This window comes from Kitasatospora cinereorecta, assembly GCF_024172095.1.
Lineage (GTDB): Bacteria > Actinomycetota > Actinomycetes > Streptomycetales > Streptomycetaceae > Kitasatospora > Kitasatospora cinereorecta.
This window is the reverse complement of the sequence record NZ_JAMZDX010000002.1, coordinates 375,438-392,400: the sequence shown is the minus strand read 5'-3', so window position 1 is coordinate 392,400 and position 16,963 is coordinate 375,438. Positions and strand designations below refer to the sequence as shown.

The window sequence follows — 16,963 nt, the reverse complement described above, 5'->3', positions numbered from 1 at the left end:
CGTCCTCAGTTCCCGCCGGCGGCCTGGGTGGAGGGCCCGACCAGGTGGTAGACCACCGCGTCGGGGGTGGAGAAGACCGGCCTCAGGTCCGGGGAGCCGTCGGCCGCGGCCCGGACCTTCTCGAGGGTGCCGGCCGGGAAGACGCCGGTGAGGCGGGACTCGGCCACCTGGCCCCGGGTCAGGACCAGGTAGACCGGTCCGCCGGCGCCGAGCTGGTTCAGCTGGGTCTCCAGTTCGGCCGCGGTGTCGTTGACCAGCAGCTGCCGGTCGGGCAGGGCACCGTTGGCCAGCACGATCAGTTCGTGCTCGTCGTAGCGCAGTTCGCCGCCGGGAAGGTCGCCGGTGACGGTGACCACCCGGGCGCCGGGCGGGGCGGCGTCGGCGACGTAGCGGGTCGCGGCGACCTCGTCCGGCGTGAAGTAATTCATCTGCTCCTTGCTGTAGTAGCCGAAGAACAGGCTGCCCAGCAGGGCGAGCATCACCGCGGTGGAGCCCCAGACCCGCAGCCGCACCGCCGCGCCGTGCCGGGTCGCGGTCGGGATCAGCACCGTGGCGGCCAGGAAGGCGGCGGCCGGCAGGGCGAACAGGTACGCCCGGAAGATCATCTCTCCGCCGTAGCCGTTGGCCAGCAGCAGCGGCACCGGGGCCACCAGCAGCCACGGCAGCGCGGTGTGCCGGGTCCAGCGGTGGACCACCAGCGCGGACAGCGCGAGCAGCGCCATGCCGACGGTCAGGCCCTTGACCACCATGGAGGCGAACAGCTGGGCGGGCGCCATGGCGCCCAGGCGGGAGAGGCCGGGCAGCGCGTTGCGGTCGGGCGAGGTGAGAGCGCCGACCAGGTTGCCGACGTTGGTCGACAGGTAGGGGTGGGCGACGGTGGCGTCCCACAGGAAGGTCAGCCCGACGGCGACGGCGAGCGCGGGCAGCACCACCCGGCGGTTGCGCCGCGGGACGGCCAGCATGGTCAGGAAGCTGATCAGCATCAGCGGGGTCAGCTGGTGGCTGGAGACGATCGCCGCCGTCAGGACCACCAGCAGGCAGAAGGGCAGCGGCCGCCAGCCCCGCCGGGGTCGGGCCTCGGGGGGCCCGCCGAGGGCCCGGGCGCCGCTGTCGGCCGGGGCCCCGGCGGGGTGGAGCTGCCGGGCGGGCAGCCGGCGCAGCACCATGGCCAGCACGGTCAGGAACAGCAGGTACGCGAAGGCCTGCGGGGAGAAGTAGTCCTGGCCCACCCAGGAGGTGGAGAAGTACAGCCACACCGCGCCCCAGACCAGCCGCCGGTCCTGGGTGAGCGTCCGGAAGATCGCCAGCAGCGGTGCGAGCAGCAGCACATTGGCGATGACGGGGTACCAGGAGGCGTAGCCGAGCGCCGAGTGCAGGCCGGTGACCCGCAGGATCAGCACGTTGAGCTGGAAGAAACCGGGCCACTGGTTGTAGATGTCGAGGTTGTGCGGCTCGGGGACGGTGCCGTTGTGACGGAGCATCGCGTCCACGATCGCCACGTGCTTCCAGGCCCAGGCGTAGCGCAGCGAGGGGTAGAGCAGGCTGGGCGTGGCGTGGATGATCGCGATCAGGCCGAGCACGTACGCCCCGGACCAGGCCCGGGAGATCCGCGGGGTGCGCAGGCCGACGACGAAGCCGACCGTGAGCAGGACCAGCGCGGCCCAGTACGCCGGGGGCAGGGCCTGCAGCAGGCCGAGGTCGCCCATCCGGTCGAGCCGGGTGCGGGTGAGGGCGAAGGCCCAGAGTCCGAGTGCGGCGGGCAGCGCCAGCCGGACGATCCAGCCGGCCGGTCCGGCCCCGCCCGCGGCGCGCTGCAGCACGGTGCTGGCCGAGCGGATGACCGCCCGGGCGGAGTCGCCCTGGGCCGGCTGCGGCGGGCCGGTCACCTGCTCAACCATCGGAGGCTCCCGGTCCGGCCGCGGCGACCCGGGCCTTCAGCAGGCCGACGCCGTACCCGGCGACCGTGGTGACCACGCCGCCGACCAGGGCGGCCGCGGTGCGCAGCTGCCGGTGGCGCAGCGCCCGGACCAGCGCCGTCGGCACGACGTGCCGCAGGTAGGTCCGTTCGCTGGCCAGGGCCGGGCTGCGGCCGGTGCGCCGGGACATGGCGGCCTTGGAGCGTCCCTCGGCGAAGCAGCGGGCCGCGAAGTACGACCAGGTGGCGCGCTGCGCGGGGACGTGGTGGCGGACGGTGGCGGCGGGCTCGTACCGCAGCACCGAGCCGGGCCGGCGCGCGGACATCCGGATGCACAGCTCGGTCTCCTCGCAGCCCAGCGGCCGGGTGCCGACCCGGCCGAGGTCGAGTCGGAAGCCGCCGGCGGCCACCACGTCGGCGCGGCGGAAGGACATGTTGGCGCCGATCAGGTTGCGGACCTGGCCGCCGTCGTGGGGCAGGCCGGTGTACGAGCAGCCGACCACCCAGTCGAACTCGGGCGGGAACCAGGACGGCCGGCCGTCGTCCCAGCGGGCCTGGACGTGTCCGCCGACGCCGAGCACCTCGGGGTCGCGGTAGGCGGCGAGCAGGCGGTCGGTCCAGTCGGGCCCGGCCTCCGCGTCGTCGTCGAGGAAGGCGACCACCTCGCCGCGGGCGGCCGCGACGCCGGTGTTGCGGGCGCCGGACAGGCCGCGCTGCTCCCGGTTGGCGAGCACCCGGGTGCCGGGCAGGTCGCTGAGGGTGCGGCGGGCGAGCTCGGGGCAGTGGTCGACCACCACCAGGAGTTCGGCCGGTGGCCTGCGCTGGCCGCTGACCGAGGTCACGGCCGCCCGGAGATCGTCCCAGCGGTCCAGGGTGTAGGTGCAGATCACCACGGACAGGGTCGGCACGGCGTCCATCACGACCTCCCGGTCCTTTTCGGCAGCCAGCGGTTGAGTGTGAGCAGCAGGGGGAGTGCTATCGCGCACTCGGCGATCAGCCAGGCCGCGCCGACGCCGGTCAGTCCGAAGGCGGGCAGCAGTCCGGCGACCAGGCCGACCACGAGCAGGGCGAAGGCGACCCGCAGTCCGATCATCCCGAGCGCCGAACGGCGCACCCGGGCGACCTGGATGGCGACGCTGAGCACCGCGTTGGGCACGGTGGACAGCGCCATCAGGCGCAGCACCGTGGTGCCGTTGGCGGCGTACTCCGGGCCGAACAGCCGCAGGATCCACGGCGCGCCGACCACCACCACCGCCGCCGCGGCGGACAGCAGCAGGACGGAGTTGCGCAGCATCCGGCGGCCGAGCTCGGCGAGCCGGGCCGGGTCGCGGGCGCCCTCGACGACCAGCGAGTGGCCCATGGCGAAGGCGACCGCGTACAGGGTGTCGGCGATGATGAAGGCGAGCGAGTAGTAGGCGCTGTGGCCGGCCCCGAGGTGGTTGAGGACCATCAGGGGCACCACGCTGTAGGTGCCGATGGTGGACAGGTTGCCCACGTAGTCGGAGGTGGCCCAGCGCATCACCCGCTCGGGCGGGCGGGCGTCGGGGCGGGCGGCCCGCTGGTGGGCCGGGATCGCCCGGGCGAACAGCGCCGTGTTGGTGATGACGATCGCCACCACCAGCGCGGCCGCCCAGGAGACCAGGATTCCGGAGCCCAGGGCCAGTGCGGCGCAGGTGGCCAGCAGGGCGACCTTGGCCACCGCGAACATGGCGTTCTCGGCCAGTACCCAGCCGGTGCGCCGCACCCCGGTGAGGGCGCCGTCCTGCAGCACGAAGACGGAGTAGCCGGCGGTCGCCGCGACGAAGGCGGCGGCCACCAGCGGATCGCGCAGGAAGGCGAGCCCGGGGGCGATGGTGGGGACCAGCAGCAGGAAGACGCCGGCGGCCAGCGCGCTGAAGGTGATGCTGACCGTGTAGCAGCGCAGGACCAGGTGGCGGGTGTGCCGGCCGGCGGTCGGCACGAAGCGGACCAGGACGTCGCCGAGGTTGAAGCTGCCCAGGGTGGACAGGAAGGTGGCGGCGGACAGCGCCGCGTAGCTGCGCCCGACGTTCTCGGCGCTGTACGAGCGGGTGGAGAGGATCCAGAAGATCGAGCCGAGCCCCGCGGCCACCAGCGAACTGGCCGCCAGGATGTGCCCGTTGCGCAGCAGCGGCTCGCGCAGCCCGGCCGGCGTGGCGGCCCGCAGCCGGGCCACTACCAGTTGCCGGTAGGAGCACTGGCAGGGCAGCGGCAGCGGGCAGGAGCACGGCCGCACGGGTGCGGTCGCCGTCAGCTGCGGGCGGGTGGTCACGACTGCCCTCCGGAGGCGAGGGCGTGCTCGCGCCAGGCGCTGAGCGCGTAGCAGAACGGGCCGCACAGCAGGCCGCGCAGTTCGAGCCGGCCGAGGCGGGCGATCGGGCGGGCGGCCGGTTCGGCGGGCCCGCGGCCGCGGCGGACGGTCTGCCACACCCCGCGGGGCACCTGGCGGACCAGTGCGGCGAGCAGGGCGGGCCGGTGCGAGACGGCCGCGGTCAGGTAGGCGCCGAAGCCCACGCCGAAGCCGAAGACCTGGGCGTTGAGCTCCGCCATGGTGCGCGGGTGGGGGTGCCAGACCAGGGCGTCCGGCCGGTAGGCGATGGTGTGCCCGGCGGTGAGGACGCGCAGGAAGGCGAGCAGTTCCTCGCCGCCGCGGGCGGGGGTGCCGGTGCCGGTGGCGGCGTCGAAGCCGCCGATGGCGCGCAGCAGGTCGGTGCGGAAGGCCATGTTGGCGCCGGTGCCGAGCCGGCCGGTGGCGAACGGGAAGAGCGGGTCGTCCGGGTGGTCGGCCAGCGACCAGCTGCGGGCGGCGAAGCCCTTGGAGTAGCCGCCGTAGCGCTCCAGGACGCGCTGGGCGGGGGTGTCCAGTTCGGACGGCAGCACCAGTCCGGTGACGCAGCCGATCCGCCGGTCGCGGCGGAAGGGCTCGGCCAGCGCCCCGACCCAGCCGGCGTCGATGACGAGGTCGTCGTCGGCGAAGGCGCAGATCTCGCCGCGGGCGGCCGCGAGTCCCCGGTTGCGGGCCCGTGCCAGGCCCGCCACCGGCTCGCGCAGGTAGCGGACCTGGTCGGGGTAGCGCACCTGGACGAGCGTCTCGGTGGCGTCGTTCGCGGGTGCGTTGTCCACCACGATGACCTCGACGTGCGGATAGCCGGTCCGCAGGAGTGAGTCGAGGCAGCGCGGCAGGATCCCTTCCCGGTTGTGCGTGCAGACGATGACGGAGACGGTGGGCGGCTCGGTGGGGTCGGCCGGTGCGTCGGCGGGTGCGGGGTGGTCGAACTCCCGACGGGCGGCCGCCACCACGTCGTCGCACAGGGCGGTCACCTCGCGGGCCGGTCCGCCGGAGCCGACCAGGCCGAGCGGGCGCCCGGCGTGGCGGACCAGGGCGAGGACCGGTCCGGCGGGAGCGGTGAGCGGCTCGCCGCCGGGGCGGTTGAGTTCGGTGGGCCGGTCGAGGTCCAGTTCGACGACCTGGACCGGCCCGTCCGGGCGGACGGCGGTGACGGTGGTGGAGGTCACGACCGTCCTCCCAGCTCGATGGCGGCGGTGCCGCGCTTGCGCCAGACGCTCAGTGCGTAGCAGAACGGGCCGTAGGCGAGGCCGCGGGCCTCCAGCATGCTGAGCCGGCGCAGCGAGTCCTGCCGGGCCGTGGACGGGTTGCAGCGGGCGGTGGTGCTGTGCCGGCGGCGGGCCGCCGCCCAGCGCCACAGGCCGTACGGCAGCAGGCGCAGCAGGCTCGCCAGCAGGCTCGGCTGCTGGGACACCGCGGCGGCCAGGCAGGCCCCGTAGCCGGTGCCGAAGCCGAAGACCTGGGTCTCCAGGGCGGCCATGGTCCGGCGGTGGCGGTGCCAGATGAGCCCGTCGGGGTGGTAGGTCACGGTGTGCCCGGCGGTCAGGACGCGCAGGAAGGCCAGCAGGTCCTCGCCGCCGCGGGTGGGCGTGCCGGGCCCGGTCCGCTCGTCGAAGCCGCCGATCTGGCGGAGCACGTCGGTGCGGAAGGCCATGTTGGCGCCGGCCCCGAAGCGTCCGACCGAGAAGCGCAGCAGCGGGTCGTCCAGGCGCTCGCGCAGCGAGGCGCTGAACGGCGCGAAGCCGCGGGTCGGTCCGCCGTAGGTCTCCACGATGGCCTGGGCCTCGGTGTCGAGTTCGGCGGGCAGCATCAGGCCGGTGACGCAGCCGACCCGGCGGTCCGCCTGGAAGGCCTCCACCACGGCGCCGATCCAGCCGGGGTCGGCGACGGTGTCGTCGTCGGTGAACGCGCAGATCTCGCCGTGCGCCGCGGCGAGGCCGCGGTTGCGGGCCCGGGAGGCGCCGCGGACCGGCTCGCGCAGGTAGCGGACGGTGTCCGGGTAGCCGGCGCGGACCACGTTCTCGGTGTCGTGGACGTCGGGGTCGTTGTTGTCGACCACGATCAGCTCGAGGTTCGGGTACCTGATCCGGGTGAGCGCGTCCAGGCAGTCGGGCAGCATGTCCGCCCGGTCCCGGGTGCAGACGATCACCGAGACCAGCGGGTGTCCCGCGGGCACCCGGGCGCGGGCGACCCGACTTCGCCGCGCCGCGGGTGTCGCGGTGGACCTGGCGGGAACGTGGAGTTCCCGGTAGGCGGCATCGACCAGCGCCCGGCACAGCGTGGCGGTCTCGCCTGCTGCTCCGGTGGCCTTCACCAAGCCGAGCGGGTGTCCGTGCAGCCGCACCAACGCCAACACGCGGCCGTCGGGGTCGACCGGTCCGAGACCTCCGGGCGAGCGCAGCTCGCTCGGTTCGTCCAGGTCCAGCTCGACGACCCTGACGGGGGTGTAGAACGAGTCACGGGCGGCATAGCGGGGGCAGGCCGCAGCGGTGCGCCGGTCGTAGCCATTCATCACTCCTCCCCCACGGCATGGGGCGCCGCGGTCCTGACGCCGGGACGTTCGGCGATCAGGGTTCGCAGCACCCTTCGGCCGTCGGAGACGGCGTGCAGGTGCGAGCGACCGCTGCGGCGGGGAAGTTCGAGGCTCGGGACCTCGGCGATGCGCAGGCCCGAGCGCAGTGCGTGGGCGATCATCTCGGCCTCGATCTCGAAACCGGTGGACCGCAGGTCGAGCTCGTCCAGGAAGGTGCGCCGGAACGCGCAGTAGCCGTAGCACAGGTCGGTGAGGCCGGAGTGGTACAGCCGGTTCACGACGGCCAGCAGCACGCGGTTGCCGAACGCTCGGGTGCGGGTGAAGTCCAGCGACCCGCCGCCGGCGATGCAGCGCGACCCCTTGACGAAGTCGTAGCCGTTGTCGAGGAAGTGGAGGTAGTGCGGGATCTCGCCGGGCCACATCGAACCGTCGGCGTCCATCATCACCACGTAGTCGCCGGTGGCGGCGGCGAAGCCGGTGCGCAGGGCCGAGCCCTTGCCGGGGCCCTTCTGCTGGACGCTGCGCACGCTCGGCAGGCACTCGCGGGCGACGGCGACGGTGGCGTCGCTGGACGAGCCGTCCACCAGAATCACCTCGTCGACGCAGCGCGGGATCTGCTCGAACACCCAGGGGATGTTGCGGGCCTCGTCGCGGGCCGGGACGACCAGGCTGACGCTGGCCCTGGCCTTGTCGGTGGCCCGCCGCCGCGGTACGGGTTGGGATTCCCGGTCGTCGGACCGGCGCATGGGATGGCCGTCGTGCATGGGGTACGGGACGACCTGACCGTGACGGTCGGAGGGCAGAGTGGTGCTCATCGCGGGAGCCCCTCGGGGAAGCACGCGGGCGCACGGCGCCCGTGGCGTAGGAGAAGAGCGATGCACGACGCACGGGCGCGGATCCCCAGCCCCGGAAAACTCCCCCGCTCGACCCCCCGGCCCGGTAAGGCGTCTGCTCACTCGGCCGGGAACCGGCGGTGCCCGGCGAGACCGGAACTCCGCCGCGAAGCGGTTCCGGTGGCCCCATCCTCATCCCGGGACGGACGTCACGTCAAGTAGTTATGACCGACTTTTTTACCGTTCGCCCGCAAAGTCCGATTCGGGCAGATTGGCCTCGGCGATCCGGCGGGCGATCTCACCGGGGCGCACCGGCCGGCCGAAGTGCCAGCCCTGCGCCCAGTCGCAGCCCATCAGTCGCAGCCGCTCGGCGTCGGCGCGGCTCTCCACACCCTCGGCGGTGACGGTCAGACCGAGCGTATGGGCCAGCGACACCAGGCCGCTGACGATCCGCCAGCCCAGGTGGGTGTCCTTGGCGGGGTCGTGCAGGTCGCCGACGAAGGAGCCGGCGATCTTCAGCGCGGAGACCGGAAGGTCGCGCAGGTAGGCCAAGTTGGACCAGCCGGTGCCGAAGTCGTCCACCGCCAGCGAGACGCCCATGTCGACCAGGGCGTGCAGCGCCTTCAGCGCCTCGTCCTCGGGGCCGACCACGGTGGACTCGGTGATCTCCAACTGGAGCCGGGCGGGGTCCAGCCCGGTGGAGCGCAGGATCCGGTCGATGTCCGACACCAGCCCGGCGTTGCGGGCCTGACGGACCGCCAGGTTGACGCTCAGTTTGGGCGCGCGGTCGCCGAACCTGGCCACCCAGTCGGCGGCCTGGCCGCAGGCCTGCTCCAGCACCCAGCGCCCGAGCGGCATGATCAGACCGGTCTCCTCGGCCACGCCGACGAACTCGTCCGGGCCGAGCACGCCCAGCTGCGGGTGGCGCCAGCGCACCAGCGCCTCGACGCCGGCCATCGAACCGTCCGCCAGGTCGACCATCGGCTGGTAGTCGATGAAGAACTCTCCGCGGTCGAGGGCCGCCGGCATCCGCACCGACACCGCGTAGCGGCTGACCGCGCGGGCGTTCTCCTTCGGGTCGAACAGGGTCCACCGGCCCCGGCCGGCCTCCTTGGCCCGGTACAGGGTCAGGTCGGCGGCCCGTACGGCGGCGCCCGGCGTGGTGGTGGCGATTCGGCGCTCCAGGACGCCGACGCTCGCCCCGACCGCCAGCTTGTGGTCGCCGATCAGGACCGGCTTGGCGAGCGCGGCCAGCACCGTCTTGGCCGCCGCGACCGCCTCCTGCTCGCCCCGGCAGTTCTCCAGCAGCACCACGAACTCGTCGCCGCCGAGGCGGGCGACCAGGTGACCGAGCGGGCTGAGCGCCGCGTCCAGGCGGCCCGCCACCGCGGTCAGCAGCTGGTCGCCCATGTCGTGGCCCAGGCTGTCGTTGACCACCTTGAAGCCGTCCAGGTCGACGTAGCACAGCCCGAAGCGGGCGCCCGGCTCCGGCTCCTCGAAGAGCTTCTCCAGCCGCTCGAAGAAGGCCGCCCGGTTGGGCAGACCGGTCAGCGGGTCGTGGGTGGCCTGGTGGCGCAGCCGCTCCTGCAGCCGGTAGCGGTCGGTGATGTCCTCCAGCATCGCCACCTGGTACAGCGGGGTGCCGTCGTCGTCGCGGATCAGCGAGACGGTCAGGTGGGTCCACACCACCTCGCCGTCCCGGCGGTAGTACGGCTTGTCGAACTGGAAGTACTCCCGCTTGCCGCCGATCAGCTCCTCGTACGCCTCCCAGACGCCCGGGGTGTCCTCGGGGTGCACCAGGTCGTTGACCCGTACCCCGGTCATGTCCTCCGGTCCGCCGCCGAAGATCTCGCCGAGCGCCCGGTTGACCGCCAGGATGTTGCCGTCGGTGTCACCCAGGCCGATGCCGATCGCCGCGCTCTCGAACAGCGCCCGGAACCGGGCCTCGGAGGCCCGCAGCGCCTTCTCCACCTCCTGCCGGGCGGTGTCCGCCGCCAGCCGGATGGTCTCCTGCTCACGCAGGGTGCGCTCGCGCAGCGCCGCCGCCCAGCCGGCCGCGAAGGCGCCGCACAGCGCCGGGCCGCGGTCGTCCGGCAGCGGCTGGGCCTGCAGCACCTCCAGCGCGTCGGCCAGCACCGCGGGGTCGGTGAAGTGGTTGTCCACCAGCAGCGCGCCGGCCTGCCCGGCCAGCCGCGGCTGGAAGGGCTGGTCCTGGGCCGCCCGGTACAGCAGGTCGCCGGACTCGGCCGCCAGCCGGCCGAGCACGCTCGGGTGCACCGCGCTGCCGTGGCCCGCCCGGAGCATGGCGGTCCAGGCGGCGTGGAATTCGCCGCCGGTCTCCGCCGGGTCCGCCTCGCTCACGGCAGCAGTCCGACGCCGGCCAGTCCGGTCATCCGCTCCGGGTGCGGGCCGACCGTGCCCGGCTCGTCCGGCCGCCACTCGGGCAGGTAGACGACTCCTGGTTCGAGCAGCTCGAAGCCCTCGAAGAAACCGCGCACCCGGTCCTTGCTGCGCATGGTCAGCGGGGTCGGGGTGCGCTTGTACAGGTCCTGGTGGGAGCCGGCCTGGTCGGGGCGGCCCTCCAGGCCCGCGTGCGAGACCACCAGCGCGCTGCCGGGCGGCAGCGCCTCGCGCAGCCGGGCGACCAGCTTCTCCGGCTCGTCCGCGTCGGTGACGAAGTGCAGCACCGCCACCAGCATCACCGCCACCGGCTCGCCGGGCTCCAGCAGCTCCACCACCTCGGGGCGCGACAGCAGGTCGTCGACGTCCCGCAGGTCGGCCTCGATCACGGCGCAGTCCGGGACGTCGGCCAGGATCAGCCGGCTGTGCGCGACCGCCACCGGGTCGCGGTCCACGTACACCACCCGGGTGTCCGGCTGCACCGCGCGGGCGACCTCGTGGACGGGGCCGAAGGTCGGGATGCCGGAGCCGATGTCCAGGAAGCGGGTGATGCCCTTCTCCTCCGCCAGGAGGTGCACCGAGCGGCGCAGGAAGGCCCGGTTGGCCCGCATGATGCGCGGCAGGTCGGGCCAGAGCTCCATGGCCTTGCGGGCCATCTGGCGGTCGGCCTCGAAGTTGTGCGAGCCGCCCAGGTAGTAGTCGTAGACCCGGGCCGCGTTCGGTTTGTCCAGGTCCGTTCCGGCGGGCACCCAGTTCGGTCGCCGCATCACGGCACCCCTTCCGGAAAATGACAATAGGACATAAAGATCTTCCTATATTCCGGATCGGTGCCGCAAGCGGTGACGACCGAACGGGCGGAGCCCGGCGGGCGCGCCGGACCTGCCGTCGGCGCGCCGGCCCCGTCGGCGTGAACCGACCGGCAAAGCGGCGGAGAATGGCCACGATGGCCGGACGCATCGAGGACTATGCCCTCATCGGAGACCTCCAGACCGCCGCCCTGGTCGGACGGGACGGCTCGGTCGACTGGCTCTGCCTGCCCCGTTTCGACTCCCCCAGCTGCTTCGCCGGCCTGCTCGGCACCGCCGACCACGGCGCCTGGCGGCTCGCCCCGCAGGGCGGCGGCCCGTGCACCACCCGGCGCTACCGCGGCGACAGCCTGGTGCTGGAGACCCACTGGGAGACCCCGGACGGCAGCGTCCGGGTGATCGACTTCATGCCGCAGCGCGACCGCGTCCCCCAGCTGTTCCGGATCGTCGAGGGCCTGGACGGCAGCGTGCCGATGCGCGGCGAGCTGCGGCTGCGCTTCAACCACGGCCGGGTCGAGCCCTGGGTGCGCCGCACCGAGCACCACCGGGTCGCGGTCGCCGGGCCCGACTCCGCCTGGCTGCGGGTGCCGCCCGGCGTCCACACCATGGGCGTGGACGGCGCCACCGTCTCCGACTTCACCGTCCACGCCGGCGAGCGGGTCCGCTTCGTGCTCACCTGGCAGCCCTCGCACCTCACCACCAGCCCGCGCAGCGACCCCGACGCCGCGCTCGAGCGCACCCTGGAGGGCTGGCAGCGCTGGTCGTCCGGCTGCCGCTACCGGGGCGAGTGGCGGGAGGCGGTGCTGCGCTCGCTGATCACCCTCAAGGCGCTCGCGTACGAGCCCACCGGCGGGATCGTCGCCGCCCCCACCGCCTCGCTGCCCGAGCGGATCGGCGGCCAGCGCAACTGGGACTACCGCTTCTGCTGGCTGCGCGACTCCAGCATGACGCTCTCCGCCCTGCTGCGCGGCGGCTTCCGCGAGGAGGCCGCGGCCTGGCGCAAGTGGCTGCTGCGGGCCATCGCCGGCGACCCCGGCGACCTCCAGGCGGTGTACGGCGTGGCCGGTGAGCGCGGGCTGCCCGAGACGGTCGCCGACTGGCTGCCCGGCTACCAGGGCTCGGCCCCGGTCCGGTTCGGCAACGCCGCCATCCGCCAGCTCCAACTGGACGTCTACGGCGAGGTGGTGGACACCCTGCACCTCGCCCTGCTGGCCGGCATCCCGATGGAGCGCCAGGTCTGGAGCCTGCTGCGGGCGCTGATGTCCTTCCTGGAGAAGCACTGGTCGGAGCCGGACGAGGGCCTGTGGGAGGTGCGCGGCGTGCGCCGCCACTTCGTCCACTCCAAGGTGATGGCCTGGGTGGCCGCCGACCGCGCCGTGAAGATGGCCGAACTCACCGGCCTGCCCGCGCCGGTGGAGCGCTGGCGGGCGATGCGCGACCTGGTGCACGCCGACGTCTGCGCCAACGGCTTCGACCGTCGCCGCGGCGTCTTCGTCCAGAGCTACGGCGCCAAGGAGCTGGACGCGGCCACCCTGTTCATCCCCAAGACCGGCTTCCTGCCGCCGGACGACCCCCGGGTGGCCCGCACCGTGGAGGCCGTCCGAGAGGGGCTCGACCACGGCGGCTTCGTCCGCCGCTACTCCACCGAGACCGGCTCGGACGGCCTGGACGGACCCGAAGGCGCCTTCCTTGCCTGCTCGTTCTGGCTCGCGGACGCGCTGGCCGCGCTCGGCCGGGTCGCCGAGGCCCGCGACCTGTTCGGCCAGGTGGTCGGCCTCGGCAACGACCTCGGGCTGCTCTCCGAGCAGTGGGACCCGGTGGCCGGCCGCCAGCTCGGCAACACCCCGCAGGCCTTCACCCATGTCGCCCTGGTCAACTCGGCCTTCCTGCTGACGGGTTGATCCGGTCGGGGCGACGACGGACCGCCCGCACCCGGAACGTCCGGGTGCGGGCGGCTGGTTCGACGGATCGGGTGCAGCGGGTCAGCTCGCGGTGCAGGTGAGCGTCGGAACGGCGTTGGCGCCGGAGTAGGAGGCTCCGAAGCCGAATCCGGTGGATCCACCGGCCGCGATCGCGCCGTTGTAGCCGGCGTTGAGCACGGTCACCGCGCTGCCCGACTGGGTCACGGCGCCGTTCCACAAGTTGGTGACCTGCTGGTTGCCGGCGAAGGTCCAGGTCACCTTCCAGCCCTTGGTGGCGCTCGCGCCGGTGTTGGTGACGGTGACGTCGGCGTTGAACCCGGCGCCCCAGTCGCTGCTGATCCGGTACGTGGCGGTGCAGCCGGCCGACCCGCCGCCACCGCCGGAGCCCGGGGTGGTCACCGCGAGGGCCGCGGAGGCCGCCGAGACGTTGCCGGCCGCGTCCCTGGCCCGGACGGTGTAGCTGTACGCGGTGGCGGCGCTCAGCCCGCTGTCGGTGTACGAGGTGGCCGAGGTCGATGCGACCAGGGTGGCGCCGCGGTACACGTCGTAGCCGGTGACGCCGACGTTGTCGGTGGCGGCCGTCCAGGCGAGCGAGACGCTGCTGCTCGTGGTCGCGGGGGCGGTCAGCCCGGTGGGCGCGGTCGGGGCGGTGGTGTCCGTGGTGCCGCCACCGCCGCCCACCGGCGGGTAGGCGTTCTTCAGCAGCTCCTGGAACTGCGCGGAGAACCAGTGGCCGGCCAGCGGGGCGTTCGGCAGCGCGCCCGACATGTTGTTGTTGTTGCGGGCGTTGCCGGTGTACGTCGGGTCGCACATCCGGTCGAAGCCCTTGCCCTCGTCGTTGGCGACGGCCGAGCTGGCGCCGTCCGACTCGCCGGGCGGCTTCACCCACACGTAGGCGTCGATGCCGGCCTCGGGGGCCGCCTTCGGACGCTCGCCGAGGCCCGCGCCGGACTGGTTGCACCAGTTGCCGGTCTGGAACCGGCGGTCGATCCGGCCGCCGTCCACGTACGCGTCCACCGAGGTCTTCGGGCCGGGCCCGGCCGGACGGCCGGCGCCGCCCCAGCCGTTGCGGGAGGTGTCGATCAGCATGCCGATGTTCGCGTCGAACCCGGCCGCCACCGCCTTGTCCCGGAACGCCTTGGCGTAGGTGGTCTCGTCGACGTACCGGTTCCAGTCCACCCACTTGCTCTGCCGCACCGAGGTGCCGTTCACCGTGTCGTCGATGGTGAAGTCGGGCTCCTTCAGCGCCGAGTAGTTGGCGGTGTTGACGATGAAGCCCTGGACATCGGCGACGGTCGAGCCGGAGGCGGTCGCCGCCTGCTTGAGCACGTCCACCGCCGGACCGAGGTTGGAGTCCCAGCCCAGCCAGCCGTGGTGGCCCGCGTCGATGTAGTTGTAGACGTTCGGGATCGCGCCCAGCTTGGCCAGGGCGTAGCCGACGCCGGTGACGTAGTTGCCGTTGGCCTTCATGGTGTCGCACTGCGGGGTGGCGGTGGCGGTGCCGCCCGCGTTGGTCACCAGGTTGGGCAGCGAGTCGATCTCGATCGTGGTGACGATCCGCAGGCTCGCGTAGGCCGGGTCGGCCAGGATCGTCGCGATCGGGTCGATGAACTCGCTCTTGTAGCGCCCGATCTCGGTCGGGCCGAGCTCACCGTTGGAGGCGAGCGCCGCGCAGTCGCGGCCGGGGAGGTCGTAGACGACCACCTGGAAGACGACCGGCCTGCCGGCCGCCTGCGACTGGGCGACCGCGGCGTTGAGGTGGGCCCGCAGGCCCATCGAGCCGTTCACGCCGTTGATCGCGGCGATCCGGTCCAGCCAGACGGCGGTCGGCTGGTCGGAGACCGCCGTGCCGCCGGGCTCGGCGGCGGCCTTGGCGGACCACTCGGGGTTCACGTAGACCCCGGCGCCGACGTAGGGGTTGTCGACGCGGGCGGCCGCCGCATGGGCGGACTGCGCGGTCGCGATCGGCAGCACGGACGCGGCGCTGAGCGCCACGGCGGCCGCGGCCGTCCTCAGACGGCTGAGCAGTTGGGCCGACACAGACGGGATCCTTTCGGGTGGGGGACGGACCCTGCTGGGAGCCACGTGTGGGAGCGCTCCCATATCTGGTGGACCCGAAGGCCCAACTGGGCCCGGGGTCACGGGATATGAACCCATGCAGGCGCATGCACGTCAAGGACTTCGACCGAACTTGGTGGGAGCGCTCCCGCATTGACGGACTGTCGGCTGCGGACGGTGCTGTCGCGCTGCGGTGCGGGCCCGCGGTTTGCTATCACTGGCGGGGAGCCCGACGTCCCGCCCGGGCCCGGCACCGACCGAAGGAGCCCGCCCGCGATGACCGCCCGCCCCCGGATCGACGACGAGCAGCGCCGCGCCCGGCTGGGCGTCCGCCACCTGCTGGCGCCCGCGCACCGGGCCGACCGGACCGAGGACGTCGCGGGCGCGGTCGTCGCCCTGCACGCCACCGACCCGTCCACCGTCTTCCTCTCCGTCGCCGCCCGGCTCCGCGCACCGTCCGCCGCCCCCACCGAGCAGGCGCTCTACGAGGACGACACCCTGGTCCGGATGCACGGCATGCGGCACACCCTGTTCGTCGTCGACGAGGCCGCCGCGCCCGTCGTCCACTCCTCCACCACCCTCAAGGTCGCCGCGCGCGAACGCCGTTCCATGCTCGCCGCGTTCGCCGCCGCCGGCCTGGACGCCGGCTGGACCGCCCGGGTCGAGGACCGCACCCTCGCCGCCCTGGCCGACGCCGGCGAGGCGACCGGCGCCCGACTCGGCACCCTGGTGCCCGAGCTGCGCCAGGAGATCCCGTACGGCGTCGGCACCTCGTACGCGACCACGCAGAGTGTCAGCATGCGGCTGCTGCGCGTCCTCGGCATGGAGGGCGCCATCGTCCGCCGCCGGCCGGTCGGCAGCTGGACCAGCAGCCAGCACCAGTGGGCGCTGCACCGGCCCTACCCGCCGCTGCCCGTCGCCGACGCCCAGGCCGCACTCGCCGCGCGGTGGCTCGCCTCGTACGGCCCGGCGACCGCGGAGGACCTGAAGTGGTGGACCGGCTGGGGCGTCCGGGAGGTCCGGGCCGCACTCGCCGCGTGCGACGCCGTCGCCGTCGAGCTGGAGGACGGCGGCGAGGGGTACGTCCTGCCCGGGGACGCGGAGGCGGTGGCCGCGCCCGCGGAGCCTTGGGCGGCACTGCTGCCCTCGCTGGACCCGACGGCGATGGGGTGGCAGCAGCGCGACTGGTACTTCGGCGCGGCGCTGCGGGGTGAGCTGGTCGACCGCTCGGGCAACATCGGGCCGACCGTGTGGTGGAACGGCCGGATCGTCGGCGGCTGGGCGCAGCGGGCGGACGGGGAGATCGTCTGGGAGCTGCTGGGGGCCGAGGCGGATGCGGCGTCCGTCGAGGCGGCCGTCGCGGTGGAGGCGGAGCGGTTGCGGGGGTGGGTGGGGGATGTGCGGATCACTCCGCGGTTCCGCACTCCGCTGGAGCGGCGCCTTTCGAGTTGAGAGGGTTCGTCACCGGGGGCGGCCGCGATCGCAGGTTCCCCGAGCCCCTGAGGAAGAACAGTCTCAGCGCGGGAAGAGCCAGCGGCGGAGGGCCGTGGTGGTGGCGGGGAGGGCGACGTACGTCATCAGGGCGCTGATCAGGGGTGCGAGGAGGAGGGTGCGGAGGGTGACGGGGAGGGCGGTGAGGTGGGGGGTGAGCAGCAGGTTGGTGGTGAGGGTGAGCGGGGCGATGGCGAGGGTGGAGGCGATCGTCATCTTCCAGCGGGGCGGCGGCGCGCTCCTGGCGCCGGCCGGAGTGGTGGCGAACCAGCCTTCCATGCCGTGGAGTTCGCGGCGGGCGACCTCGACGTGGTGGCCGTCGGCCCTGGCGAAGCAGGCGGCGCGGGCCGGGGAGAGCTGCCAGGCGCGGAAGGCGTCGGCGTCGCGGAAGTGCAGCAGCAGGTGCCAGGGTTCGCCGGGGGCGGAGGGGCGGAGCAGGCCGGTGCCGAGGTTGCCGGGGTGTGCGGCGGCGGCGCCGAGGATGGCGCGGGCCCAGCGTTCGAACTCCTGCTCGTGGCCGCGGTCGACCCGGCGGGCGACGAAGAGGGTGACCTCCTCGCCGGCGGTCTGTTCCAGCGTCGTCATGGCGTACCCCCGGTGGTGCGGTGCCGCTCCCCTCGCGGAGTCGATCACCCGGCAG

The 16,963-nt window shown here is 73.8% G+C and carries 12 protein-coding genes; 2 read left to right on the top strand and 10 right to left on the bottom strand.

Translation table 11 applies throughout. From position 1 onward, the window contains the following. Window positions 1–5 precede the first annotated feature (5 nt). The 8 genes from FHR36_RS08685 to FHR36_RS08650 form a co-directional block, all read right to left on the bottom strand. Window positions 6–1,898: a glycosyltransferase gene (locus tag FHR36_RS08685; RefSeq protein WP_253795394.1), complete on the bottom strand. Its 1,893-nt coding sequence runs from the start codon at window positions 1,896–1,898 to the stop codon at window positions 6–8. Next, window positions 1,891–2,832, bottom strand: a complete 942-nt coding sequence (locus tag FHR36_RS08680; protein ID WP_253795391.1) for a glycosyltransferase family 2 protein — start codon at window positions 2,830–2,832, stop codon at window positions 1,891–1,893. The genes FHR36_RS08685 and FHR36_RS08680 overlap by 8 nt, the downstream gene beginning before the upstream one ends. After that, window positions 2,832–4,205 carry a lipopolysaccharide biosynthesis protein gene (locus tag FHR36_RS08675; RefSeq protein WP_253795389.1) on the bottom strand — a complete coding sequence of 458 codons (1,374 nt, stop codon included), beginning with the start codon at window positions 4,203–4,205 and terminating at the stop codon, window positions 2,832–2,834. Before FHR36_RS08675 ends, FHR36_RS08680 begins: the two co-directional genes overlap by 1 nt. Further along, window positions 4,202–5,449 carry a glycosyltransferase family 2 protein gene (locus FHR36_RS08670; protein WP_253795387.1) on the bottom strand — a complete coding sequence of 416 codons (1,248 nt, stop codon included), beginning with the start codon at window positions 5,447–5,449 and terminating at the stop codon, window positions 4,202–4,204. Before FHR36_RS08670 ends, FHR36_RS08675 begins: the two co-directional genes overlap by 4 nt. Continuing rightward, a complete protein-coding gene (locus FHR36_RS08665; RefSeq protein WP_253795385.1) occupies window positions 5,446–6,792 on the bottom strand; it encodes a glycosyltransferase family 2 protein in 1,347 nt (448 codons plus the stop codon). The genes FHR36_RS08670 and FHR36_RS08665 overlap by 4 nt, the downstream gene beginning before the upstream one ends. After that, on the bottom strand, window positions 6,792–7,628 hold the full coding sequence (locus FHR36_RS08660; RefSeq protein ID WP_253795384.1) for a glycosyltransferase family 2 protein: 837 nt from the start codon (window positions 7,626–7,628) through the stop codon (window positions 6,792–6,794). The genes FHR36_RS08665 and FHR36_RS08660 overlap by 1 nt, the downstream gene beginning before the upstream one ends. A 255-nt stretch (window positions 7,629–7,883) precedes the next feature. Beyond that, window positions 7,884–10,007 (bottom strand): putative bifunctional diguanylate cyclase/phosphodiesterase, encoded by a 2,124-nt coding sequence (locus tag FHR36_RS08655; RefSeq protein WP_253795382.1) that lies wholly within the window; start codon window positions 10,005–10,007, stop codon window positions 7,884–7,886. Continuing rightward, the gene (locus FHR36_RS08650; protein WP_253795381.1) at window positions 10,004–10,813 is read right to left on the bottom strand and encodes an SAM-dependent methyltransferase; all 810 of its coding nucleotides are present in this window, start codon (window positions 10,811–10,813) and stop codon (window positions 10,004–10,006) included. The genes FHR36_RS08655 and FHR36_RS08650 overlap by 4 nt, the downstream gene beginning before the upstream one ends. Window positions 10,814–10,989: 176 nt before the next feature. On the opposite strand from FHR36_RS08650, the gene FHR36_RS08645 reads away from it, so the two are divergent. After that, window positions 10,990–12,753 carry a glycoside hydrolase family 15 protein gene (locus FHR36_RS08645; protein WP_253795380.1) on the top strand — a complete coding sequence of 588 codons (1,764 nt, stop codon included), beginning with the start codon at window positions 10,990–10,992 and terminating at the stop codon, window positions 12,751–12,753. A gap of 81 nt (window positions 12,754–12,834) precedes the next feature. Here the strand turns inward: FHR36_RS08645 and FHR36_RS08640 are convergent, their stop codons facing one another. Further along, window positions 12,835–14,877, bottom strand: coding sequence for a glycoside hydrolase family 6 protein (locus tag FHR36_RS08640; protein ID WP_407660807.1), 2,043 nt, complete (start codon window positions 14,875–14,877; stop codon window positions 12,835–12,837). A 231-nt stretch (window positions 14,878–15,108) separates the two neighbouring features. Between FHR36_RS08640 and FHR36_RS08635 the strand changes: the two genes are divergently transcribed. Beyond that, a complete protein-coding gene (locus FHR36_RS08635) occupies window positions 15,109–16,284 on the top strand; it encodes a winged helix DNA-binding domain-containing protein (RefSeq protein WP_253795379.1) in 1,176 nt (391 codons plus the stop codon). A gap of 63 nt (window positions 16,285–16,347) precedes the next feature. Here FHR36_RS08635 and FHR36_RS08630 read toward each other — a convergent pair whose 3' ends face one another. After that, window positions 16,348–16,908, bottom strand: coding sequence for an antibiotic biosynthesis monooxygenase (locus FHR36_RS08630; RefSeq protein ID WP_253795378.1), 561 nt, complete (start codon window positions 16,906–16,908; stop codon window positions 16,348–16,350). Between the last annotated feature and the right edge of the window lie 55 nt (window positions 16,909–16,963).